Genomic DNA, 22,108 nt, shown 5'->3' on the forward strand with positions numbered 1-22,108 from the left:
GACCAGAACAGCCATTCGCTATATTGATCCAATCAGAATGGATCTGATTAATCTTCGCCCAAAATTTGCTGTTGTTCGGTAAAAAACTGATGTGAATTGGTTTAATTTGTATAGTGGTATATTGAAGTTCAAATCCTTATAAAGGATGAATCACTTTTATTTTTATATGTTTTCTATAAAAATGCCGACTGATCAAAATGATGAGTCGGCATAGACTGAATATAAATAGGAGTTTTAATGAGCAGCTTCTGGTAAATCAAACCAGATCACTTGCGCATCTTCAATTGCTTTAATCTCTGCGTCATCTATAAAGGCAATCGCGCCACCAGCTTCAACTGTATATTCTGCAATTTGTACTGAGCCAGAAATCACATGTACATAATTGATATGCTGGGTTGCCTTAATATCTAGACTTTGGCCTTGATGGATCACTGCGGTTTTAACTTCTGCATTTTGACGAATGTGCATGGGTGCATTGTCATTCGGTCCACAGATTAAATGCCATTGATTCGGTTGTTCTTTTGCATCCAGACGAATTTGCTGATAATTTGGCTGAGCATCACGTTCATTCGGAATGATCCAGATTTGCAGAAGATGCACCTGTTCATCACCCTGGTTCATTTCACTATGACGTACACCGGTTCCAGCACTCATCAGCTGCCATTCACCTGCGGTAATGCCGCCATGATTGCCCATACTGTCCTGATGAGTAATCGTACCTTTCAATACACAGGTCAGAATTTCCATATTGTCATGCGGATGGGTACCAAAGCCCTGATGTGCATCAATCAGATCATCATTAATAACGCGTAATGCACTCACGCCCATATAGTTCGGATTGTACCAGTTGCCAAATGAGAAGCTGTGCTTAGACTCCAGCCAGCCCATTTTTACATGACCACGATTTTCACTTGGATGCAGAAAAGCTTTCATGGATTTATCTCACTTTAATTTTTAACTTGAGATCATCATACCGTTGTTTTAATTCTTAAAAAATCATAAACAGGCGACAGATCATTGCATTTTTGCAACGATATAAAAGAAAGCAGATATAAAAAAGCCCACTCGTAAGCGGGCTTAGGTATTTAAATAAAGATTATTCAAGGAAACGGACTGTTACACCTGATTTCACTTTACGGCCTAAATCATTCGCATCCCAGTTAGTCAAACGGATACAACCGTGTGATGCAGTTTTAGAGATTGCAGATGGATTTGGTGTGCCGTGAATACCAAATGATTTTTTGCTTAAACCGATCCAGATATTACCTACAGGACCGTTTGGACCAGGTGGTAAAGAAAGTGGTTTCTTGTTATTGCCTTGAACAAAGTTAGATGGTGAGTAGCTATACCATGGGTTTTTCGCTACGCCAGTCACTTTATAAGTTCCTGTTGGCGATGGAGTACTCGAACTACCAATCGTTGCAGGGAAAGAAGCAATCATCTGGTTCCGGCTATTGAACAGATAAAGCTGTTTAGCACCTTTATGCGCCACAATTAAATGAATATCTTCAGGAACTTCATTACGGATATTAGCAACAATCAGCTTTTCCCCAGCTTTTTTGAAGGTAGCTTTTGGATTTAACTTTTTCAAAAAGTCTTCATCCATATGGAATTTTTCACCCAACATTTCAGTTACGCGAGTGTAATACAGACCTTTCATTTTTGCCTGTAAGGCATAGTCAGAAGGAATAGACTCGGCATAAGGACCTTTTAAGTCTTCTTCAGTGATAGTGTATTCCACAAAAGCAGGCTTAGATCCTTGTTTAGCCAATAGGGCATCCCAAGTTTCCTGAGTCAACGTACCTGTTGGTTTAATGCCATTCATTTGCTGGAAAGATGCGATCGCTTTCAAGGTATTTTTACCGCTAGTACCGTCAATCGCACCTGGAGAAGCATGGGCATTATTCAACATGACATGCGCACGTGCATATACCGGAAATTGGCCTTTACCAATATCTTCATACCAGCTTGCATTATTAAGGCCGTCTAAAGTCCAAGATGCTTTTGCAGCAGCAGAATTTGTCGGTGCTTTAGTCGTGGTTGGAGCAGCACCGATATTGGCAGTCTGGTCTTCAGTATCTTGTAATACATCTAATGCTTCAGAAGCTTTCTTCAGATCTTGTTGTTCTTGAGCACTAATTCGAGTTTCTGCTTGTGCTGCCGAAGCTTCAGTCGCTAAAGGATCAATCGGATCCTGAACCGCAACATCAGTGACAACTTGGGGGTTTAATGGTTGTTCAGCAGTAGACGCAGCGAAAACAGTACCTGCGAAAATGCAACCTAGACTCACAGCGAGCATTGTGCGAACGAACATGTAACTCAACCTTAAAAATATTTCGTTAACTATGTGAAAAAACACTATAAGTATTACAGAAAAAATGTGGAGATGCAGTAGTTCTTTTGTGTAATTCCTCACATTTGATCACTTAACATGATCGGTTTTTAAAGTCATGAGAAGTTATTCAAAATGCAGTCATTTTGTTATGATGTGGGCAATATCAAAGATAGATAGGAAAGTGAATGACGACCTTAAAAAATGATCGTTTTCTGCGCGCATTGTTACGTGAACCTGTAGATACTACCCCTGTATGGATGATGCGCCAGGCAGGCCGTTATTTACCAGAATATCGAGAAACACGTGCCAAAGCAGGGGATTTCCTTTCTCTTTGCAAAAATACTGAATTTGCCTGTGAAGTGACTTTACAGCCTTTACGCCGTTATGAGCTGGATGCGGCCATTTTATTTTCGGATATTCTGACTGTTCCGGATGCTTTAGGTCTGGGCCTGTATTTTGAAGCAGGTGAAGGTCCGAAATTCCACAAAACTGTGCGGACTGAACAGGATGTGGCTAATTTACCCAAATTTAATGCCAAGTCTGACCTTGATTATGTAATGAATGCGGTGTCGACCATTCGTTCGGCTTTGGGTGGGCAAGTACCATTGATCGGCTTCTCTGGCAGCCCGTGGACCTTAGCGACGTATATGGTTGAAGGGGGTTCGAGCAAAGACTTCCGTTTCACTAAAAACATGATGTACGCACAGCCAGAAGTTCTGCATGCTTTATTAGAACGTTTAGCAGATGCTGTGACTGAATATCTGAATGCCCAGATCGATGCCGGTGCTCAGGCAGTACAGATCTTTGATAGCTGGGGTGGGGCACTTGCACATCGTGAATATGTTGAATTTTCACTTAATTATATGCAAAAAATCGTGGCAGGTTTGCAACGTGAAAAAGATGGCCGCAAGATTCCAGTGATTCTGTTTACCAAAGGTGGCGGTCAATGGCTAGAGCCAATGGTTGCGACCGGTGCAGATGCTTTTGGTTTGGACTGGACCACACCGCTCAATGTTGCGCGTCAGACTGTTGCAGGTCGTGCTGCGCTACAAGGTAATCTTGATCCAGCAACTTTATATGGTACTCCGGACGCGATTGCTAAAGCGACCAAGCTGATGCTGGATGATGCCTATGCCAACGGTGAAAAAACCGGTTATGTAGCCAACTTAGGTCATGGCATTACCCAATGGGTGGATCCAGCCAATCCTAAAGTATTTATTGATACCGTACATGAGTACAGCGCTAAATATCTTTAGGATGTAAACCTTGATCGACTTTTTTAAATCAGGGTTTGAATTTACCTATAAGGCAGCTTCGGCTGCCTTATTTGGGATTCTGCTCCTGCTTGCTTTTGCACAAACCGCATCGATGGGTAGTGAACTATTTTACGGTTTCTACCGCTATGATTATCTATTATTTTTTGCTTTACTGATTCAGGTGGTATTACTCTATACCAAACTGGAATCCTGGGCCGAAGCCAAAGTAATTGCCTTGTTCCATATCATGGCGATGGTCATGGAAATTTTCCTGACCCATCCGGCGATTGCATCCTGGCAATATCCGCAACCTGCAATTTTTAAAATACTGACTGTGCCTTTATTTGCCGGCTTTATGTATTCGGCTGTCGGCAGTTTTTTTGCACGTTCCTTACGCTTATACCAAGTTTCATTTGAAAAATTGCCACAATTTAGCCATATGCTGGCTTTGGCAGTCTTGTCCTACATCAACTTTATGAGCAAATTCTTCATTCCGGACTATCGCTTGCTGTTATTTGTCGGGAGCGTAGTAATGTTCTGGAAAACCAGAATCCGGTTTCAGCTGAATCAGCATGCTTTTCAGCTGCCGATGTTACCTGTCCTGTTGATCTTGGCTTTCATTATCTGGGTGGCAGAGAACATCAGTACCTTTTATCAGATCTGGCTATATCCAAGCCAAGTAGAAAAATGGCACATGGTTGGTTGGGGCAAACTGGGTTCCTGGTATCTGCTGTTATTGTTAAGTCTGGTATTAGTAATGAAGATTTTAGGTATTCGTGATCAGCAAGGAAACTGGAAGCTGAAAAGCTAAAATCGCTGATGAATGCACAGAATATTAAAGATGAAAAAATGAGCAAATTTGTTTTGCCATATGTCTAACTTCTCGATAATCTAACAGCGTGTAATCACAAATACACAAAAATGCATTAACAAGAAAGCTTTATAAAAATTTTTCTGGAGAATGATGAATGTTAAAAAAAATTGCTTTGGCTGCAGTATTGGCAGTCGGTTCAACAGCTGCTTTTGCTGACCGTGACACAGGTTGTGGTATTGGTACTCAGGTATGGGCAGGCCAATCAGGTAAATTGCCAAAAATCCTGGCAGCAACAACGAATGGTATCTTCGCTAACCAGTTATTCGGTATTACCTTTGGTACTTTAGGCTGTAGCGGTACCGGTACAATTACTGCAAAAGTGGTAACTTTTACCAATGAAAATGCTGAAGCGCTGGCACGTGATATGGCAGTCGGTGAAGGTGAAAGCCTGAATGTACTGGCTGAATTGCTGAATATCAAATCTGAAGATAAGGCACGTTTCTTTAGCGTATCTAAAAATAACTTCTCTCAAATCTATGCAGCAGAAAATGAAACTTCTCTAGACGTTTTGGCATCTCTGCAACAAGTGATGGCAAATGACGACGTGCTGAAAGCTTACGTTTAATCTGCCCGAAAACCCTGTCTGATGGCAGGGTTTTTTATGTCCAAAAAATGAGAAAGTCATGATTCAGATGAAGTCCTGCGTATTTACCTGTTCCAGCATTTTAATTAGTTGTTTTAGTTCTACTATTTATGCAAATCTTGCAGAACAATATATCCAGCAGGCGGAAAACCGGCGACTTGATCAGGACATCACCTGGAAACGTTTAATGTATGCAGGTGAAAATGGGCAAAGTGAAGTTAGCTATGCCGGCTATTTTTATCATCCTGAAGGGCAAAAGAATTTAAAGGCAGAACTTGCAGAGAATATTAAAGCTTTATTTCATGAGGCTGAACCAGATCAGTCTATTCAATGCCGTTTCCCAGCACGCAGTCAATTTCTTATCCAGAAACTGCAGATTCCTGCTGATGCATTGCCAAAAACAGAATGTTCAGAACTGGATCAGTGGCTTTCCGAGATCAAGCCGTATAAAGCAACCCTGATTTATGCCACCGATTTTATGGGTAATCCCAGCTCGATGTTTGGGCATACCTTGCTACGACTCGATCCCAAAGATCAGGCTGAACTGAAACTGGTTTCTTATGCGGTGAATTATGCTGCAACGGTTGAGGGAGAGCAGAGCTGGTCCTATGCCTGGAAAGGTTTAACCGGGCAATATCCCGGTGAATATTCCCTGATGCCTTATTATCGTAAGGTTAAAGAATATGGTGATTTTGAAAGTCGAGATCTGTGGGAATATGAACTCACCTTAACGCCAGAAGAAACCCAATTTCTGGTGCAGCATATCTGGGAAATGAAGCATGTACAGTTTCCCTACTATTTTGTGCAGGACAATTGTGCTTACCGTTTATTAGGCTTGATTGATCTGGTACGGCCAGAAGCAAACTTGCAGGAAAAATTTAAAGTTGCTGCCATTCCCGTGGAAACCATTAAAGCGATTCAGCAACAAAAACTGATTAAAGATGTAGTCTATCGCCCGGCACTGGAAACCCAGCTGAATGCACAGGCAGCACAGCATGGTCATAAACTTGCCCGCACAGCACATGAATTAGCATTAGCAGCGCAGAATCAGGATCAAAGTTTATTAGCATCTTATTCAACACAGGATCAGGCCAAAATTTTGGAGATGGCCTATGATGATCTGTACCTACAGTTTATCGGTCAGAAAGTTGATCCCAAAATTGCCCAGCCAAGATTACGTCAGCTTCTGATTCAGCGAAGCCAGCTGCCTTTTGAACGTCAGCGACTGCAAGTCTCGACACCAGAAACTGATCCGGTACAAGGACATGCAGCACGTAATTTCTCACTTAAAACCGGCGAAGTTCAAGGCAAAAAAATCATCGAAATCGGTCACCGGCAGGCCTATCATGACCTGATGGATCCGCAAGGCGGGCTGCGTACAGGAACCCAATTATTATTCCTTGATGGTGCATTGCAGTATCGTGATGACCGCGTGAAGCTGGAACACCTGGATCTACTTACAGTGAATTCCTATAACCCGATCAATGCATTTAAAGCGCCGTTATCTTGGGGCTTTAATCTAGGCTGGAAACAGGAAGCACTGGATCAGCATGGCCAGTTTAGTACCGAGCAGCAGCATGGTGTAGCCAATTTTCAGGTTCAGGGTGGCTATAGCTGGGCAAATGAAGCACGTGAACATCTCTGCTATGTGCAATTACAAAATCATGTGCAGGCCGGAAAAGCGCTAGACAAAGGATGGCGTATCGGTATGGGGCCAACGGTGGGTTGCCAGAATATCTGGACGGATCAGATCAATAGTCTGGTACAGGTGGAATTACCGTATTGGGAAGACTCCCATCAGTGGCAGCTGAAATTAAAAAGCCAGCTGCAATATGCATGGAATACACAAAATGCCATTCGGGCGAGCTGGGAATATCAGCAACAGGACTCGAAAGACTGGGAAAAATGGAGTCTGGGCTTAGTCCATTATTTTTAATTTGGCTAACATACCCTCGAATATTGAGTAAATGAAGTTTATAGATCAAATGACTTATATTTGAATGTTTAAAATAAATTCATGTTCGGAGACTTCTACCGATATTATCAAAGATTGTATTCAGTAATTGGGTTAAAATGCCTGAATATTGTTGTATTTTTCACATAATATCACTGCGAATCGCAAAGTATCGGGAAAAGTTATATGAATAATGAGTGTATGGCTATGCTGGCGGAGCGGTGGGAGCATATCTGTCAAAATTATTCATCGGATGATTTGCTACACGCATTTCAGTTTATTCAAGACCACTCTTTGGTACTGGTAGAAGAATTCTATAAAAATATGCTTCTGGAAGAAGAAGCATCTCAGTATTTTACTGATGAGCTGATTCAGCAGCGTTTACGCGATACTTTACATCAGTGGCTTTCAGAAAGTTTTAGTGTAGCGCTGAATAAGCGTTATGCAGAAGCCGTGCAAAAACAGAATATCGTTGGACATGTGCATGCGCGGGTCGGGATTCCATCTTGGCTGATTATGCGCGGTGTACGGGAAATTCAGCGCAAAATGTTTGAATTGCTGAGTTTAAATCCGCAGCCGAACATGCTTACTACCTGTAGCTATATTGTACAAATCATGGGATTTGCCACAGAAATTATGTGTCGTTCCTATGAGGCGAAATCCGTCCAGAATCAGGAAATGAAGCACAGTTACCGGGTATTTTCTGCAATGCAGGATGTTGCGGTACAAAAAGATAAACAGCGCAGTTCATTGCTGGATTGGGAAAATGAGCTGATGTTCAAGGTCTTTTCTGGCACTACAGGCATTAGACATCAAATGCTGTCCAAGTCAGAATTTGGCTTATGGTTTATTCATAAGGCGTCTTATGCCTTTACCGGTTCTGATCAGGTCGATTTAATTATCGAGCGAATTTATCAGATCGATACGCTGAATCAGGCAGTGCTGGAATGTACTGAAAAAGATCAGATGCTGAATCTGATTCAAAGTATTCGTGACTTAAACCGTGAAATACAGCACTTGGTCGATCAATTATTTCAGGTTGCAGATTACATCGAATCTGGAAATGACTCGTTAACCCAGTTATTGAATCGCCGTTATTTAAATACCATTATTTCACGTGAAATTAACTTTTCTCGTAATAACCAGACACCATTATCCTTGCTAGCGATTGATGCCGATTTCTTCAAAGCCATTAATGATAAATATGGTCATGCAGCTGGTGATCTAGCCTTAAAATTTATTGCTGATGCTCTACAGAAATACATTCAGGGTAGTGACTATGCATTCCGTGTCGGTGGGGAAGAATTCCTGCTGCTGCTGGTCGATTCCGATGAAAGACGTGCACTGAACATTGCTGAAAATATCCGTAAATATGTAGAGCATGGCTTGATCAATACGGCTCAAGGGCAGCAATTCAGACTCACGGTTAGTATTGGCTGTGCGTTATTTGATGGTCATCCAGATTACCAAAGATTCCTGGATGCCGCAGATGCTGCACTATATATGGCTAAAAATACAGGGCGTAACCGGGTCTATCTGGCGCAACCTTCTCAAATTCAGGGTGCACAAAAAGCATCTGTTTAATTTAAAGCTTGCTGCTGAATTGCAGCCTGAAATTGCTGTTTTTGCCGCACATATTCGGGATGGACTTTGGCTTCATCCCATTTTTGTTTAAATATTTTCGCTGCAGCAGCTTTAACCGGATCTTCAGAACTGCGCGGCAATTCTTCACGCCCATGCGCACCACTTAAACCATTTTTATCATCTGGAACTGGCCCATCGTATTTTTTGCCACCTTTATGATTGGCATAACGCCGGGCGCGAGTATAACCCATTTGTAAAAACTTGCGTGCCATATCGGCCCCGACAAAATCTTCCTGTTTTAAATATTCCAGAAACAGGGCATAAATTTTTTCACTACTGGCTCGGGCTTTTTCCGCATCTGCAAAACGCCAGTGGGGCAAAATTTCTGACTTATAAGGTTCCACTAAAAGCACGCCTTGCTCACCGCGTCCGATCCGGTATAAGTCCGGACGTTTACGGAAATCAATTTTCTTAAAATCTAGACTATAGTCAAAACTATTTGAATGAATACGTGAAGGGCGTTTAGGCGGATCAGGCTGCTTTCTACTCATGGCTGTTTCCAGAATTTATACACTTGGATCATGCAGCCTTCCAAACAAAAGGTCTGTATTTAAACATGGCAGGAAATGTAGTTAGAAAATTAATTATGCAGCATCAATTTGTTTATTTGGAAGAAGGGGAGCAGGTTAATTAAGACAACTTTTTGAAAAGAATGTAGGGATAAAATTTTAAGAAATTGAATGAATAAGTAGAAAAGTTAAGGAATTGATTGCAAAATTCCTTAACTGATGAAGATATTGAATTCGTACTTATCTTTTAACTTTCTACCACGACATAATATTTTTTAACGGCTTCAACCACTTCAAAAGTGCCAATAAAACCGGGTGGAATAATGCCGGCTTCACCTGCCTTGATTTCAACAAAGGATTGTCCCTGAGCATCATGTAAACGGACGATCCCTTCGATTACCTGAAAGAATTCCTGTTTATTTTCAGCGAATACAATATTCCAGGCACCCACTTCACATTGCCAGGTTCCGCAATCCATATTGGGATGTTGATAGGCACTCTGGGTCAGGCGTTTAGGATTGCCTTTAACCAGTCGGTCTGGACGTGGATAATCGATACTTTCTTCAGCCTGACCTAAACCTCGACCCGCAATCCAAGTAGATGACATTTTCATAACCTCATCGTGTAAAAAAGCCCCAATATCAATTGAGGCTTTCATTTATGAATCTATATTAATAACTTTCAGGTACAGCACCTAAAAACTCACGGCGGACTTCTTTATCGGTTTTAAAGTCACCGATAAATGACACCGTACGCGTCGTTGATTCCTGTTTGCCAACACCACGCATCATCATACACATATGTGCTGAATCAATCATCACAGCCACACCACGTGCATTGGTGACTTCAGCAACTGCTTCTGCGATTTGCTGGGTCAGATTTTCCTGAATCTGCAAACGACGGGCAAACATTTCAGTAATACGTGCAAATTTAGACAGCCCCAATACTTTGCCTTCAGGTAAATAGGCAATATGTACACGGCCATAAAATGGCAATAAATGGTGTTCGCACAGGGAATAAAATTCGATATTTTTCACTAAAACCATTTCACGGTTATCTGATGGGAAAACCGCACTATTGGTCACTTCTTCCAGAGTCTGGCTATAACCTGAGGTTAAATACGAAAACGCTTTCGCAGCACGCACGGGCGTATCTTTGAGACCAGGGCGATTGAGATCTTCACCAACGGCAGTAAGAATGTTTGCGTAAGATTGCTGCATAGTCATATGACGTATTCACTTAAACTGAGAATGAACAAGGACGGCATTGTAGCAGAAATCTTTTACAATGCCTTGTTTTGAGGGTAAATCCGCTTACTGTTTAAACTTTGGATTTTTTTCTGCACGTTTTAGCAAAACTAAAACTGCACCAGTGCCACCCTGTTTTTCAGGCGCACTGACAAAGGCCAGAACATCACGGTGCTGACGTAGCCAGCCGTTGACATAAGTTTTTAAGATCGCTTCCGGCCCTTTGCCATGTACGATCTTGATCACGTTCTGGTTTTCATCTTTAGCGATCTGGATAATCTGAAGTACAGCCTGACGAGCTTCTTCGACCGTACAACCATGCAGGTCGACAGCTTCAAACCAGCGCAGATTTCCCGCTTTCAGATCTTCAAAAACCTTATGCTGCAACGTCGCAATGCGGTAGCTTAAGCTTGCCTGACTGCCAACCGGATTGAGCATGGCCTGAGTATCAGACAGAACGGTTTCATCGGTATGCATGGGACCTTCGGCAGCAGCACGCTTGGCCAAGGTTTGTGCATCAACTTTTTTCTTGGGAGATTTTTCAATTTTCGCAATATTGCCGGCATCAATTTTTTGTACGCCTTGCATCTGCTTGCGAAATAGATCGAGGTCTTCCTCCTGTTCCTGCTCCGCTGTTTTCACGACAGGGGCAACAGGTTCGGCCTTAGGCTGAGGATGACTAATTTGCTTTTTAAGATTTTTGAGTAAATTATACTGATCTTTAGAAAGCGAAGAATCGTGTTTGCTCATAATCTGGAAACGGGGGAGATACTGAATTTGGTAAATTATAGTCTTAAATCACTGAAAGGAGAAATGAATTGCACTAAATACAACATATCCCAAACCTAGCTTTAATTTCTGGATGGTTTTCTATTATTGAAGAGCTGGTTGAAATTTAAATAGAAAATAATTCATGAATTTTCTCCTTTTATCATTTTAACAGTTGCCTCGATGGAACATCTCTCTTTAAATATAAATCAATCAAACCTGGAAAATTAAAAATGAGTTATTCAGGCAGTTGTTTGTGTGGCAATGTCCAGTTCAAAGTAAATACGAATATTCAGACCATGTATCATTGTCACTGCAGTTTATGTCGTAAACAGAGTGGTACGGCCGCGAATGCAGCAACTTTAGTTCATCAGCAATATTTTGAATGGACCTCAGGACACGCTTCAATTTCCTGTTATCAAAAAGAGACCGGATTTCGTTCTCATTTTTGTCAACACTGTGGCTCGCCTGTACCAAATCAGGTAGGTACAACTGTATTGACCTGGATTCCTTTGGGACTTTTGGATCAAGCACCCAAAATTCAGCAAAGACTGAGTTTTTGTCTGAACTCTAAAGTAGATTGGGCAGATGAAATCAAGGCGGATGAGTGCTATTCTGAACTGCCAGAATTTGAAAAATTAATCTCTTATTTTGATCATTCAACTCAGTATTAAATTTCGTTATTAGAAATAAAAAAGCCCCATGCTGAGATGGAGCTTTTTTATACTTAATATTTTAAACCGATTCAGGCTCACCGAATAAATCACGGAAAGCGTGATCTGGGCGTGGCTGTTTCATGAAACTTTCACCGACCAGGAAAGCATGAATATCATGTTCCTGCATCATCGCAACATCAGCAGGGGTCGCAATACCGCTTTCAGTGACCAGCAGGCGTGAAGGATCCAGTAATTTTTTCAGACGTAGTGATGTATTCAGGTCGACATCAAAAGTTTTTAAATTACGGTTGTTCACACCCAGTAGACAACGATCAGAAAGTTTTAAAGCACGCCCTAATTCTTCTTCATCATGCACTTCAACCAGTACATCCAGATTATGCTCAAACGCAGTTTTAGACATTTCCTCTAACTGCTGATCAGACAGACAGGCCACGATCAGCAAGATACAGTCTGCATTTAAGGCACGTGCTTCAATCACACCATAAGGATCGATCAGGAAGTCTTTACGCAGCGCAGGCAAGCCACAGTGCGAACGGGCGATCTGAATATTTTCATCAGCACCCTGGAAAAAATCCACATCTGTCAGTACAGATAAACAGGCAGCGCCGGCATCCTGATATTGCGCCGCAATTTCTGCAGGATTGAAGTTTTCACGAATCACGCCTTTGGACGGAGAAGCCTTTTTAATTTCAGCGATTACACCCGGGCGTTTAGACATTAAAGATTGAGCAAAACCACGTACAGGTGTCGCGCCTTGAGCTAACTCTTCTATATCCTTATAGCTTTTCTGCTTAAGACGAAGAGCGAACTCTTCTTTCTTACGATCAACAATTTTACCCAAAATTGTATTTGCAATATCAACCATGATTCAAATTCCTGACCGTATTAAGCTTCGTATTGTTTGATGGTTTTGGTGAATTCTGACAGCACGCTCATTTTTTCCAGCGCCTGGCCACCATAAATAATATCGTGTGCCAGTGCCACACCTTGTTTATAGCTTGAAGTCAGGCCTGATACATAAATTCCAGCACCAGCATTTAGAGCAATCATATTGGCAGCCTTATGACCGATCTCAGATTTCTTCTTGCCTAAGGCATCTTTAATCAAAGCCAGACTTTCTGCTGAGCTTTCAATAATTAAACCAGTTAAGGTTTGCGATTCAATATCGACCTGTTCAGGGATAATTTCCCATTCAGTGATTTCACCATTTTTTAGCTCAGCCACATGAGTTGAAGAAGCCAGACTGATTTCATCTAAACCATCACGTGAATGTACGACCATGACATGTTCAGCACCGAGCTGTTTCATGACTTCTGCAATTGGACGGCAAAGTTCATTGGAAAATACCCCGATGACCAAGCGTTTTACACCGGCCGGATTCGTAAGCGGGCCAAGCAGGTTGAAAATACTGCGAATACCCAGTTCCTTGCGTGGACCAATCGCATATTTCATGGCTTTGTGATGATTCGGTGCGAACAGGAAGCCTACACCGATATCACGGATACAGCGTTCGGTTTGCTGCATATTTAAGTCTAGATTAATACCTGCCTGTTCCAGTAAATCTGAAGAGCCTGATTTGGTGGAAACACCGCGGTTACCATGTTTGGCAATGGTCGCACCAGCTGCTGCAATTACAAAAGCTGAAGCGGTAGATACGTTAAACAGGTTTTGTCCATCACCGCCTGTACCGACGATATCCACCAGATGAGGGACATCACTGACATCGATTTTGATTGCTAGTTCACGCATGACACGTGCTGCAGCAGTAATCTCGTCAATACTTTCGCCTTTGAGGCGTAGACCCATGAGCAGAGCACCGATCTGGGCATCGGTTGCTTCGCCAGACATGATGGTGCGCATCACGTCTTCCATTTGTTCCTGAGTCAGGTGAATGTTTTTAGTAATATTGCTTAAAGCTTGTTGAATATTCATGACTTGCGTTTTGCCCATTATGCGTTAATTTCAAGAAAGTTTTTAAAGATCTGATGACCATGCTGGCTCAGGATTGATTCCGGATGAAACTGCACACCTTCAATCGGTAGTGTCTTATGTTTAATCCCCATGATTTCTTCCATAGAGCCATCTTGTTCATTGGTCCAGCAGGTCACTTCCAGGCATTCTGGTAAAGTGGCCTGATCAATCACCAGCGAGTGGTAACGCGTCGCAGAGAAAGGATTTGGCAGATTGCTGAAAATGCCTTCATCGCTGTGATACATATCAGACAAGCGACCATGCATGACGCGTTTGGCACGAATAATATCGCCGCCAAAAGCCTGACCAATACTTTGATGCCCCAGACAAACACCGAGCAGGGGAATCTTGCCGCCAAAATGCTGAATGGCAGGAATCGAAATTCCAGCTTCACTTGGCGAACATGGACCAGGACCAATCACCAGATACTTGGGTTGCCATCGCTCAATATCCTCCAATGTCACGGCATCATTGCGGACTACTTTTACTTCTTGATTCAGTTCGCCAAAATACTGGACGATGTTATAAGTAAAGGAGTCATAGTTGTCGATCATTAGAAGCATGAGCTTAACCTATTGAAATTATCGCACTTAACTGTGCTAAAGTGATCCAGATTGAGCTTTATCGGGACTTGTTGCAAGTCTAGGGAATACACGACTAAATCGTTGATTTCATTGTGTGAAAATAAAGCACGCCTCATCATAGCAAAAAATAGCCACATCGGGCGCAATAATTTTTCAATTTTCAGCCGGGTGAGTAGCTCACAGCCTTTTAAATATTTTAAATGTGCGTATAAGTAATTGACTGACGAAAAGTAAGTTTAAATAAATATTGCAGTTATTATTTTTTTAAATTAAAAATAAATAGGTTTTAAATGATTAAAATCATTATGCTGAAAAAAACATCATTTGAATAATAATGCATGGGATAAATCAAACAATAAGATCGACAATTTGAATAAAAGTGACTCAAAATAGTGATCTTTTTAAGTACATAAACCTACAGATACCACTTTGTAACTGATAAAAATTAACCAGAATTAAACGAAATTGAATATTTTTTAAACTAAATTAGCATAAAAACGCAAATCCTCACTGAAAAGTGCTCCTATTCTTACCTAATATGAAAACGTCGCACTATTTAGGTGCGCTAAAAAAATACCTGCAACAAATCTCAGGAAGAATGCTTGAATATAGTGCATTTAGTTTAAGTCACAGTATAATAGCGACAAGGTATTTTTATCTTCCTATGTTTTCTTATAAAGATTTCAAGATTTTAGATATACTTTTAAAAGTTGGTACGCTAATTGCTTAATAGATACCAACTTCTAACACGCACTTTGCGAGTGCAACAAAAAACATCGGAGCAAAATGAGCATGGCGAACAAGGTCCTTCAACTCATACAAGAAAGTGGCGCGAAATGGGTCGATTTTCGCTTTACTGATACCAAGGGTAAAGAACAGCACGTTACTTATCCAGCAGACAGTATTGATGAAGATACGTTTGAAGACGGCAAAATGTTTGACGGTTCTTCAATCGCAGGTTGGAAAGGCATCGAAGCATCGGACATGATCTTACGTCCAGATGCAGAAACAGGTTTCATCGACCCGTTCTTTGCAGAGCCAACTGTTGTTGTGACTTGTGACGTTATCGAACCATCAACTGGTCAAGGTTATGAACGTGACCCACGTTCGATTGCTCGCCGTGCAGAAGAATACCTGAAATCTACAGGTATCGGTGATACTGCATTCTTCGGTCCAGAACCAGAATTCTTCGTGTTTGACGAAGTAAAATGGGAAGTGGATATGTCTGGCGCGCGCCATACATTAATCGCTGAAGAAGCTGCCTGGTCTACAGGTAAAGACTATGAAGCTGGTAACTCAGGTCACCGTCCACGTGTTAAAGGCGGTTACTTCCCGGTTCCTCCAGTTGACTCTTCACATGATATGCGTGCAGACATGTGTGCAAAAATTGAAGAAATCATGGGTCCTGGCCGTGTAGAAGTACATCACCACGAAGTTGCATCTTGTCAGCTTGAAATCGGTGTAAGCTTTAATACCATGGTTCGTAAAGCAGATGAAGTACAACAGTTCAAATACGCAGTTTGGAATGTGGCACATCAATATGCGAAAACTGCAACCTTCATGCCTAAGCCAATGGTAGGTGACAACGGTTCGGGTATGCATGTTCACATGTCGATCTCTAAAGACGGCAAGAACCTGTTTGCTGGTGATGAATATGCAGGCCTATCTGAAACCGCACTGTATTTCATCGGCGGTATCATCAAGCATGCGCGTTCATTAAATGCATTAACCAACCCTTCTACAAACTCTTACAAGCGTCTGGTTCCGCATTTTGAAGCGCCGATTATGCTGGCTTACTCTGCGCGTAACCGTTCAGCGTCTATCCGTATTCCTTACGTATCTAGCCCGAAAGGCAAACGTATCGAAGCACGTTTCCCAGATCCAATGATGAACCCGTACCTCGGTTTCGCGGCATTATTAATGGCTGGTCTTGATGGTATCCAAAACAAGATTCATCCAGGCGAAGCTGCTGACAAGAACTTGTACGATCTTCCTCCTGAAGAAGAAGCTAAAATCCCTACAGTGGCGCACAGCCTTGATATGGCACTTGATGCTCTTAAAGAAGATCATGACTACCTGTTAAAAGGTGGCGTGTTCACAGAAGAGATGTTGAATGCTTATATCGAGCTGAAAACTGAAGAAGTACGTCGTCTGAATACGACTACTCACCCAGTTGAATTCGACATGTACTACAGCCTGTAATTCTGATAAGAATTTCACTGTAAAAAAAGACCCGCCTTCGTGCGGGTTTTTTTGTATGATGTAGATATTAAATAAAGATCAGATTTTATGGCAGCACGTAAAAAGCATACCGGTTTCTTTCCCTGGATTGATCCTCAAGATCAAAGCAAAGGCTTTAAGCTGAATTTTTCTGAAGTGACTTACATTGAAGTAGGGCGTACACCTGAAGGCTATAAGCAGGCTGAATTTGTTGCGCTGAAAAACCCTGAATTAGCCTTGGATTATGACTATCCCGCCAGTTTTTACCTCAGCAGCGATGGATTAATTTTAAAAAAATTACCCAATGGAAAATATACTGTCATTGCCAAGACAGATAATGCCTGATTAAAAAGTGGAAAAGAGTTTGAATTCGACAGTTAAAAACAAGCAGGGACAGCAGATGCCTGCCGCGCTTCGGAAATGGCTCTATGCTTCAGGATCGCTTACCCAGCAGTTAACAGATCTGGCAGGTGGAAAGTTTCGGGTGGAGCCAGTACAGGAACATTTTCAGCGTTTAAGCCTTGTAGATGCGAACTGGATGAAAATGCCTTACCAACATACCTCTTGGGTGCGGGAAAGTTATTTATATGGCTGTGAAGAGCAGCCATGGGTCAAAGCAAAAAGTATATTTCCGATATTAAGCTTGCAAAAACGTGCGCGGATTTTTCAGCATATTGGATCGAAGCCGATTGGCTGGCTATTATTCCAGCGGACCAATCCAAACTGTGAACGACGTGTGATTTATCTGGAAGAGGGTTGGACGCGGCAGAGCTGCTATACTTGGCATGGTTGTAAATTTATCGTACAAGAAACATTTTTACCAGCATTTGAACACTTTATACAAAATCAACAGGCTTAACTTGATATGGCAACTGCACAAGCAATTACCTGGCGTGAACGTCTCAGCGCCTATTATTATCTTTGTCGTTTTGATAAGCCGATTGGCACAGAACTGGTATTTTGGCCGACCATGTGGGCCTTGTGGGTCGCCGGAAAAGGAATTCCTGATCTAAGTATCCTGGTGCTGATGATTCTTGGTGTGATCTTTATGCGTGCGGCAGGTTGTGCCATTAATGACTTTGCCGACCGTAAAGTGGATGCGCATGTCGAGCGTACCAAAACTCGCCCATTGGCCACCGGTATTATTAGTGCTAAAGAAGCAGTGATGGTCTTTCTGCTGCTCGTCGCAGCCAGTGCCTGCTTGTTATTTTTCCTGCCGATTGAAACCTTTTACTGGTCCTTTGGAGCCTTGTTTTTAGCGTTCATTTATCCGTTTATGAAGCGCTATACCCATTTGCCGCAAGTATTTCTGGGAGCTGCATTTTCATGGTCAATTCCGATGGCTTATACCGCAGTCGGGCAGACACCTGACTTAACCTGCTGGCTTCTCTATTTTGGCAATCTGGCCTGGACTGTAGCCTATGACACGCAATATGCGATTACCGATCGTGAGTATGATTTGAAGATTGGGGTAAAATCCACAGCCATTTTATTTGGTCAGCATGATATTCAGATCATTAGTACCTTACAGGCTCTAAGTCTGGTCTTGATTGGCACGGCATTATGGATTGAAGATTTGCTTGTTCCATTTGGCCTGATGGGGCTTCTAGCCGTCGCAATTGATTTTATTTATCAATGGTCAAAAACTAGAGATAAGGACCCGCAACGCTGTTTCTGGGCCTTCCGTCATAACCGTTGGGTGGGACTGATAATTTTCCTTGGAATCTTCACCGCGCTTCTGTAACTGCACCTTGTCGATTCATAACAAAAGCATCCTATAAGGGTGCTTTTTTTTATGCTTAATTCAAGATTCTTCATGAAAATCATAAACAACAATAAGGGATTAGAATATGAATAATGTAGTGAAAAACGGTTTCAAAAAAACCTGTCTGGCACTGGTATGTTCCATGTCATTGTTCATGACTGCGTGTAATGACGATGATAATGATTCGTTCCGACCACAGGAAAGGGTATTTTTAAGTCAACAATCTTATGATGAGGATACCTTGCCTGAAGCGTCAGATATTCAAGTCATACGCTATAACATGCCAAACGTAAATGGTGAACGGGCTGAAGCGACAGCCATGGTGTTTTATCCAAATACACCTCAACCTCAAGATGGATGGAGAGTGGTGGTTTGGGAACATGGCACGGTGGGTAGTGGTGATTCTTGTGCACCAAGTAATAATCAGCTGAATAATAATTTTAGAGGACTGGCCAGCAGTTTACTTGCACAGGGATATGTGATTGTTGCCCCCGATTATGACGGATTAGGTACTCGGGGAATTCATCCTTATTTAAATTTAAAAAGTGCGGCACAATCGGCTATCTATGCAGTAAGAGCCTTTAAAGAACAACAAGGAAATCGATTTAATGGTGCTTGGGTCTCAGTGGGACAATCCCAGGGAGGACACGCATCACTTGCCACAGCCCAGTTTGCCGATGAAGATCCAAATTATAAGGCAGCAGTGGCAGCAGCTCCGGCCTCAAGTCTGGGTTATATTATCAGTGAAGTAGCACCGCAAGCGCTTAGTGCTTTGGTTGAGGCTGGACAAGATAATGCTGCGAAAGCGGTCTATGCAGAATTACTGGCATATGCGGCTTATGTGGCTGTAGGGATTAAAGCTTATGAACCAGGCTTTAACTATCGCAATATATTTTCAAGCCGTGCAGGGATTGTAGCTGAAAAGGCGGAAGGCACGACTGGAGAAAATGGACTTTGTTTAGGGCCATTGATTACTGAATATATGCAAGATATTGATGATTATTTGGTGAATAATCCAGAAAAAACGGTCGTGGACTATCCAGGATTAGTAGAAAACTTCCAGAATAATTCGTCGGTTGAAAAGTTCCTTCAGAATAATCAGCCTGCAACTGAAAAAATTAATGTTCCTGTGATGATCATTCAAGGTACTGCAGATATGGCTGTTCCATATCCAGTGACAAATACTTTACAACAAGGCTTGAAAGATATGGGAACCACAGTGACTTTTGTACCGGTACAAGACGCATCACATACCGAGGCTATTGTACAAAGCAGAACCCAGCTGCTGACCTTCATCAATACCTATATGCCTTCAGGTATTTCTGTCAATCCTTAATCCTAAAAGGAGCTTCGGCTCCTTTTTATTCCTTGTGATGCTAGGCCTTGAGCAATCATTTAAGTTTGTTATAGTGGCTTAAGATTATAGGTTATCAGTGTAGGCTTGTTATGTCGGAACAGACAAAACCCCGCAGTATCAAAAAACTGCTTATCTTTGGAACCCTGGCTTTATGTGTTCCGATTTTTTTAGTGACGATGGCATTTTTGGCTGTTAATAGTGATGCAAAAAATCAGGAAAAATATAAACAGCAACAGGCGGATATGATTGCCCGGATTGAAGCACGCGAAGCAGCTGAAAAATCAAAGGCAGAGCAGGAGGCTCAAGCAACTCAAGCTGCTTCCGAAGCTGAAACAAATTCCTCTCATTAAACTATTTATCTTAAATCTCTTTGTAGCTGCCGGATCGTTGGGATTTCAGTGTAGCGTACGACCGTATAGCCGGCAGCAATCAGCATCGCATCGCGTTCCGCATCTTCCTGTTCCTTGCCAATATGGGTTGGATCATCCAATTCTATAATCGCCACCACATTATATTCCCGGTCCATCACCACAAAATCGGTCACTTTGCGGTTAAACTTACTGCGCATTTTTATATTATCATGCGTAATCAAAGCACTAAATGCGACCTGTGCCAGAATGTGATGGTGTGGAAAAGCATCTTTCAGGCGAGTAAACATCTTGCTTTCGAAAGCTGTAATGACACGCTTGGGATAGAATTTCTTCTGGCGGGTAAACAGATGAGGGAAGAGCAGGCAAATTAAGGCAAAGCTTGCCAGACAGCCAATCACAAAGAATATAAACTGACTCAAATCAAACACGGATCATAAAAGAAAAAAGAATAAAAAAACCCACTTCATAATGAGTGGGTTTTTTCAGAATCTTGGCTCTCCCACCTGGGCTCGAACCAGGGACCTGCGGATTAACAGTCCGTCGCTCTACCGACTGAGCTATGGGAGAATAGATTGGCTCTCCAACCTGGGCTCGAACCAGGGACCTGCGGATTAACAGTCCGTCGCTCTACCGACTGAGCTATGGGAGAATAGATTGGCTCTCCAACCTGGGCTCGAACCAGGGACCTGCGGATTAACAGTCCGTCGCTCTACCGACTGAGCTATTGGAGAATCTGAAAGCGATTATAGAGAGATTTAAAAAGGGGTCAAGGCACTTTTATAAAAAAGCTAAAAAAACTGAATCAAGTGTTTTAAAAATAATCAAAAATGATTGTAGTTCAAAATGTTATGTTTATGTAAACCCAGATTAAAGATAAAGGGGTTTCGTGATTATTCTCTGCCATGGTTGCAAGTCGCTAAAACTGGAAACAGGACTCATATAGATATTTAATCCAAAATGCAGACATAAAAAAACCCACTTCGCAATGAGTGGGTTTTTTCAGAATCTTGGCTCTCCCACCTGGGCTCGAACCAGGGACCTGCGGATTAACAGTCCGTCGCTCTACCGACTGAGCTATGGGAGAATAGATTGGCTCTCCAACCTGGGCTCGAACCAGGGACCTGCGGATTAACAGTCCGTCGCTCTACCGACTGAGCTATTGGAGAATCTGATGCGCATTTTAGGCAGGAAAACAAAGACCGTCAATCAATTCCTGTAAAGAAATGAATCATTTGCTTTTTTAATATGCACCTCACGCCTAAAAATAAAAAAATCACCCATAAAGGGTGATTTTTTAAGCTGGAAATAAAAAATTATTTCTCAACACCAGCAGGTTGACCTGCATATTTCGCGTTTGCGTAATCCCAGTTCACCAAGCTTTCTAGGAAAGTAGAGATGTATTTAGGACGAGCGTTACGGTAGTCGATGTAGTAAGCGTGTTCCCAAACATCGATTGTCAACACAGCAATTTTACCGTGCGCCATTGGAGTGTCGGCATTTGAAGTTTTAAGGATAGACAGGTTACCGTTTACTTCGTCAGCAACTAACCAAGCCCAACCTGAACCGAACTGAGTTGCAGCAGCAGTTGCGAACTCTTCAGCGAATTTTTCGTAAGAACCAAAAGCTTCGTCAATTTTTGCAGCCAAAGCGCCAGTTGCTTTACCGCCACCGTTTTTAGTCAAGCAGTTCCAGTAGAATGTGTGGTTCCATACTTGCGCAGCGTTGTTAAATACACCTGCTTTAGATGAGTCACCAGCAGTTGCTTTGATGATTTCTTCTAGAGTTTTGCCTTCAAGCTCAGTACCAGCGATCAGGTTGTTCAGGTTAACCACATAAGTATTGTGGTGTTTGTCGTGGTGGTATTCTAAAGTTTCTTTGCTGATGTGTGGAACAAGAGCGTCGTAGTCGTATGGTAATGGTGGTAAAGTAATGGTTGTCATGTTTTCAATTCCTTGCATTTTGCTGGGTTTTGACAATAAGTGGCGTTATTGTA

The 22,108-nt window shown here is 42.1% G+C and carries 23 protein-coding genes and 5 tRNA genes; 12 read left to right on the plus strand and 16 right to left on the minus strand.

The features are described from left to right. Positions 1-234: 234 nt before the first annotated feature. Both AC4MBN_RS04580 and AC4MBN_RS04585 read right to left on the minus strand, forming a co-directional pair. On the minus strand, positions 235-933 hold the full coding sequence (locus AC4MBN_RS04580; protein WP_491880743.1) for a pirin family protein: 699 nt from the start codon (positions 931-933) through the stop codon (positions 235-237). Positions 934-1,096: 163 nt separating this feature from the next. Then, on the minus strand, positions 1,097-2,314 hold the full coding sequence (locus AC4MBN_RS04585) for a L,D-transpeptidase family protein (protein ID WP_180104617.1): 1,218 nt from the start codon (positions 2,312-2,314) through the stop codon (positions 1,097-1,099). 206 nt (positions 2,315-2,520) lie between these two features. Here AC4MBN_RS04585 and hemE point away from each other — a divergent pair, with 206 nt between their 5' ends. From hemE to AC4MBN_RS04610, 5 genes are all read left to right on the plus strand, one after another. Next, entirely contained in the window at positions 2,521-3,591 is a 1,071-nt protein-coding gene (gene hemE / locus AC4MBN_RS04590; protein WP_419374416.1) for a uroporphyrinogen decarboxylase, read from the plus strand. 10 nt (positions 3,592-3,601) lie between these two features. Next, the gene (locus AC4MBN_RS04595) at positions 3,602-4,402 is read left to right on the plus strand and encodes a DUF817 family protein (protein ID WP_491880744.1); all 801 of its coding nucleotides are present in this window, start codon (positions 3,602-3,604) and stop codon (positions 4,400-4,402) included. Between the two features lie 157 nt (positions 4,403-4,559). Further along, a complete protein-coding gene (locus AC4MBN_RS04600) occupies positions 4,560-5,030 on the plus strand; it encodes a DUF3015 family protein (protein ID WP_347454358.1) in 471 nt (156 codons plus the stop codon). Positions 5,031-5,097: 67 nt separating this feature from the next. Next, on the plus strand, positions 5,098-6,984 hold the full coding sequence (locus AC4MBN_RS04605) for an Lnb N-terminal periplasmic domain-containing protein (RefSeq protein ID WP_491880940.1): 1,887 nt from the start codon (positions 5,098-5,100) through the stop codon (positions 6,982-6,984). A gap of 204 nt (positions 6,985-7,188) precedes the next feature. Beyond that, entirely contained in the window at positions 7,189-8,586 is a 1,398-nt protein-coding gene (locus AC4MBN_RS04610) for a diguanylate cyclase (protein ID WP_491880745.1), read from the plus strand. Here AC4MBN_RS04610 and AC4MBN_RS04615 read toward each other — a convergent pair. The 4 genes from AC4MBN_RS04615 to AC4MBN_RS04630 form a co-directional block, all read right to left on the minus strand. Continuing rightward, a complete protein-coding gene (locus tag AC4MBN_RS04615) occupies positions 8,583-9,137 on the minus strand; it encodes a DUF4385 domain-containing protein (protein WP_419363422.1) in 555 nt (184 codons plus the stop codon). The two genes, AC4MBN_RS04610 and AC4MBN_RS04615, sit on opposite strands and share 4 nt — an antisense overlap. Before the next feature lie 265 nt (positions 9,138-9,402). Beyond that, complete coding sequence (locus AC4MBN_RS04620) at positions 9,403-9,762, minus strand: cupin domain-containing protein (RefSeq protein ID WP_491875985.1); 360 nt, start codon at positions 9,760-9,762, stop codon at positions 9,403-9,405. Between the two features lie 64 nt (positions 9,763-9,826). Further along, positions 9,827-10,375, minus strand: a complete 549-nt coding sequence (folE, locus tag AC4MBN_RS04625) for a GTP cyclohydrolase I FolE (RefSeq protein ID WP_171064799.1) — start codon at positions 10,373-10,375, stop codon at positions 9,827-9,829. 93 nt (positions 10,376-10,468) lie between these two features. Beyond that, positions 10,469-11,152 (minus strand): Smr/MutS family protein, encoded by a 684-nt coding sequence (locus AC4MBN_RS04630; protein WP_491880746.1) that lies wholly within the window; start codon positions 11,150-11,152, stop codon positions 10,469-10,471. A 251-nt stretch (positions 11,153-11,403) separates the two neighbouring features. Here AC4MBN_RS04630 and AC4MBN_RS04635 point away from each other — a divergent pair, with 251 nt between their 5' ends. Then, complete coding sequence (locus tag AC4MBN_RS04635; protein ID WP_491880747.1) at positions 11,404-11,844, plus strand: GFA family protein; 441 nt, start codon at positions 11,404-11,406, stop codon at positions 11,842-11,844. A gap of 61 nt (positions 11,845-11,905) precedes the next feature. Here AC4MBN_RS04635 and trpC read toward each other — a convergent pair whose 3' ends face one another. From trpC to AC4MBN_RS04650, 3 genes are read right to left on the minus strand one after another with little or no spacing between them, the layout of a single operon-like run. Beyond that, positions 11,906-12,712 (minus strand): indole-3-glycerol phosphate synthase TrpC, encoded by an 807-nt coding sequence (trpC, locus tag AC4MBN_RS04640; protein WP_491880748.1) that lies wholly within the window; start codon positions 12,710-12,712, stop codon positions 11,906-11,908. 20 nt (positions 12,713-12,732) lie between these two features. Continuing rightward, the gene (trpD, locus tag AC4MBN_RS04645) at positions 12,733-13,779 is read right to left on the minus strand and encodes an anthranilate phosphoribosyltransferase (protein ID WP_491875981.1); all 1,047 of its coding nucleotides are present in this window, start codon (positions 13,777-13,779) and stop codon (positions 12,733-12,735) included. Positions 13,780-13,796: 17 nt separating this feature from the next. Next, positions 13,797-14,381, minus strand: a complete 585-nt coding sequence (locus AC4MBN_RS04650; RefSeq protein WP_491875980.1) for an anthranilate synthase component II — start codon at positions 14,379-14,381, stop codon at positions 13,797-13,799. Positions 14,382-15,188: 807 nt separating this feature from the next. On the opposite strand from AC4MBN_RS04650, the gene glnA reads away from it, so the two are divergent. The 6 genes from glnA to AC4MBN_RS04680 all read left to right on the plus strand — a co-directional run bounded on the left by glnA (position 15,189) and on the right by AC4MBN_RS04680 (position 20,094). After that, positions 15,189-16,604 (plus strand): type I glutamate--ammonia ligase, encoded by a 1,416-nt coding sequence (gene glnA, locus AC4MBN_RS04655; protein ID WP_419374422.1) that lies wholly within the window; start codon positions 15,189-15,191, stop codon positions 16,602-16,604. 87 nt (positions 16,605-16,691) lie between these two features. After that, positions 16,692-16,967, plus strand: a complete 276-nt coding sequence (locus AC4MBN_RS04660) for a hypothetical protein (protein WP_419363433.1) — start codon at positions 16,692-16,694, stop codon at positions 16,965-16,967. A 55-nt stretch (positions 16,968-17,022) separates the two neighbouring features. Then, positions 17,023-17,481: a chorismate--pyruvate lyase family protein gene (locus AC4MBN_RS04665; protein WP_419374461.1), complete on the plus strand. Its 459-nt coding sequence runs from the start codon at positions 17,023-17,025 to the stop codon at positions 17,479-17,481. A gap of 6 nt (positions 17,482-17,487) precedes the next feature. Beyond that, the gene (gene ubiA, locus AC4MBN_RS04670; protein WP_491880749.1) at positions 17,488-18,366 is read left to right on the plus strand and encodes a 4-hydroxybenzoate octaprenyltransferase; all 879 of its coding nucleotides are present in this window, start codon (positions 17,488-17,490) and stop codon (positions 18,364-18,366) included. 106 nt (positions 18,367-18,472) lie between these two features. After that, positions 18,473-19,723, plus strand: a complete 1,251-nt coding sequence (locus tag AC4MBN_RS04675) for an alpha/beta hydrolase family protein (RefSeq protein WP_491880750.1) — start codon at positions 18,473-18,475, stop codon at positions 19,721-19,723. A gap of 110 nt (positions 19,724-19,833) precedes the next feature. Next, the gene (locus AC4MBN_RS04680; RefSeq protein ID WP_004782761.1) at positions 19,834-20,094 is read left to right on the plus strand and encodes a hypothetical protein; all 261 of its coding nucleotides are present in this window, start codon (positions 19,834-19,836) and stop codon (positions 20,092-20,094) included. A 5-nt stretch (positions 20,095-20,099) separates the two neighbouring features. Here the strand turns inward: AC4MBN_RS04680 and AC4MBN_RS04685 are convergent, their stop codons facing one another. From AC4MBN_RS04685 to sodB, 7 genes are all read right to left on the minus strand, one after another. After that, positions 20,100-20,543, minus strand: a complete 444-nt coding sequence (locus AC4MBN_RS04685; RefSeq protein WP_491880751.1) for a DUF2726 domain-containing protein — start codon at positions 20,541-20,543, stop codon at positions 20,100-20,102. A 63-nt stretch (positions 20,544-20,606) separates the two neighbouring features. Next, positions 20,607-20,682, minus strand: a tRNA-Asn gene (locus tag AC4MBN_RS04690). A gap of 6 nt (positions 20,683-20,688) precedes the next feature. Next, positions 20,689-20,764, minus strand: a tRNA-Asn gene (locus AC4MBN_RS04695). A 6-nt stretch (positions 20,765-20,770) separates the two neighbouring features. After that, a tRNA-Asn gene (locus AC4MBN_RS04700) sits at positions 20,771-20,846 on the minus strand. A gap of 277 nt (positions 20,847-21,123) precedes the next feature. Beyond that, positions 21,124-21,199, minus strand: a tRNA-Asn gene (locus AC4MBN_RS04705). 6 nt (positions 21,200-21,205) lie between these two features. Next, positions 21,206-21,281: transfer RNA gene (locus AC4MBN_RS04710), tRNA-Asn, on the minus strand. A gap of 147 nt (positions 21,282-21,428) precedes the next feature. Next, entirely contained in the window at positions 21,429-22,055 is a 627-nt protein-coding gene (gene sodB, locus AC4MBN_RS04715; RefSeq protein WP_491880752.1) for a superoxide dismutase SodB, read from the minus strand. Positions 22,056-22,108 lie beyond the last annotated feature (53 nt).

It is taken from the genome of Acinetobacter sp. CAU_H_60 (assembly GCF_058599385.1).

Coding starts and splice junctions, on each gene's coding strand:
- AC4MBN_RS04600 (WP_347454358.1), top strand. CDS start 4,560: ATGTTAAAAAAAATTGCTTTGGCTGCAGTATTGGCAGTCGGTTCAACA.
- AC4MBN_RS04650 (WP_491875980.1), bottom strand. CDS start 14,381: ATGCTTCTAATGATCGACAACTATGACTCCTTTACTTATAACATCGTC.
- AC4MBN_RS04605 (WP_491880940.1), top strand. CDS start 5,098: ATGAAGTCCTGCGTATTTACCTGTTCCAGCATTTTAATTAGTTGTTTT.
- AC4MBN_RS04630 (WP_491880746.1), bottom strand. CDS start 11,152: ATGAGCAAACACGATTCTTCGCTTTCTAAAGATCAGTATAATTTACTC.
- AC4MBN_RS04620 (WP_491875985.1), bottom strand. CDS start 9,762: ATGTCATCTACTTGGATTGCGGGTCGAGGTTTAGGTCAGGCTGAAGAA.
- folE (WP_171064799.1), bottom strand. CDS start 10,375: ATGCAGCAATCTTACGCAAACATTCTTACTGCCGTTGGTGAAGATCTC.
- AC4MBN_RS04680 (WP_004782761.1), top strand. CDS start 19,834: ATGTCGGAACAGACAAAACCCCGCAGTATCAAAAAACTGCTTATCTTT.
- ubiA (WP_491880749.1), top strand. CDS start 17,488: ATGGCAACTGCACAAGCAATTACCTGGCGTGAACGTCTCAGCGCCTAT.
- glnA (WP_419374422.1), top strand. CDS start 15,189: ATGAGCATGGCGAACAAGGTCCTTCAACTCATACAAGAAAGTGGCGCG.
- AC4MBN_RS04580 (WP_491880743.1), bottom strand. CDS start 933: ATGAAAGCTTTTCTGCATCCAAGTGAAAATCGTGGTCATGTAAAAATG.
- AC4MBN_RS04665 (WP_419374461.1), top strand. CDS start 17,023: ATGCCTGCCGCGCTTCGGAAATGGCTCTATGCTTCAGGATCGCTTACC.
- trpD (WP_491875981.1), bottom strand. CDS start 13,779: ATGAATATTCAACAAGCTTTAAGCAATATTACTAAAAACATTCACCTG.
- AC4MBN_RS04635 (WP_491880747.1), top strand. CDS start 11,404: ATGAGTTATTCAGGCAGTTGTTTGTGTGGCAATGTCCAGTTCAAAGTA.
- AC4MBN_RS04610 (WP_491880745.1), top strand. CDS start 7,189: ATGAATAATGAGTGTATGGCTATGCTGGCGGAGCGGTGGGAGCATATC.
- hemE (WP_419374416.1), top strand. CDS start 2,521: ATGACGACCTTAAAAAATGATCGTTTTCTGCGCGCATTGTTACGTGAA.
- AC4MBN_RS04615 (WP_419363422.1), bottom strand. CDS start 9,137: ATGAGTAGAAAGCAGCCTGATCCGCCTAAACGCCCTTCACGTATTCAT.
- trpC (WP_491880748.1), bottom strand. CDS start 12,712: ATGGTTGATATTGCAAATACAATTTTGGGTAAAATTGTTGATCGTAAG.
- AC4MBN_RS04675 (WP_491880750.1), top strand. CDS start 18,473: ATGAATAATGTAGTGAAAAACGGTTTCAAAAAAACCTGTCTGGCACTG.
- AC4MBN_RS04585 (WP_180104617.1), bottom strand. CDS start 2,314: ATGTTCGTTCGCACAATGCTCGCTGTGAGTCTAGGTTGCATTTTCGCA.
- AC4MBN_RS04660 (WP_419363433.1), top strand. CDS start 16,692: ATGGCAGCACGTAAAAAGCATACCGGTTTCTTTCCCTGGATTGATCCT.
- sodB (WP_491880752.1), bottom strand. CDS start 22,055: ATGACAACCATTACTTTACCACCATTACCATACGACTACGACGCTCTT.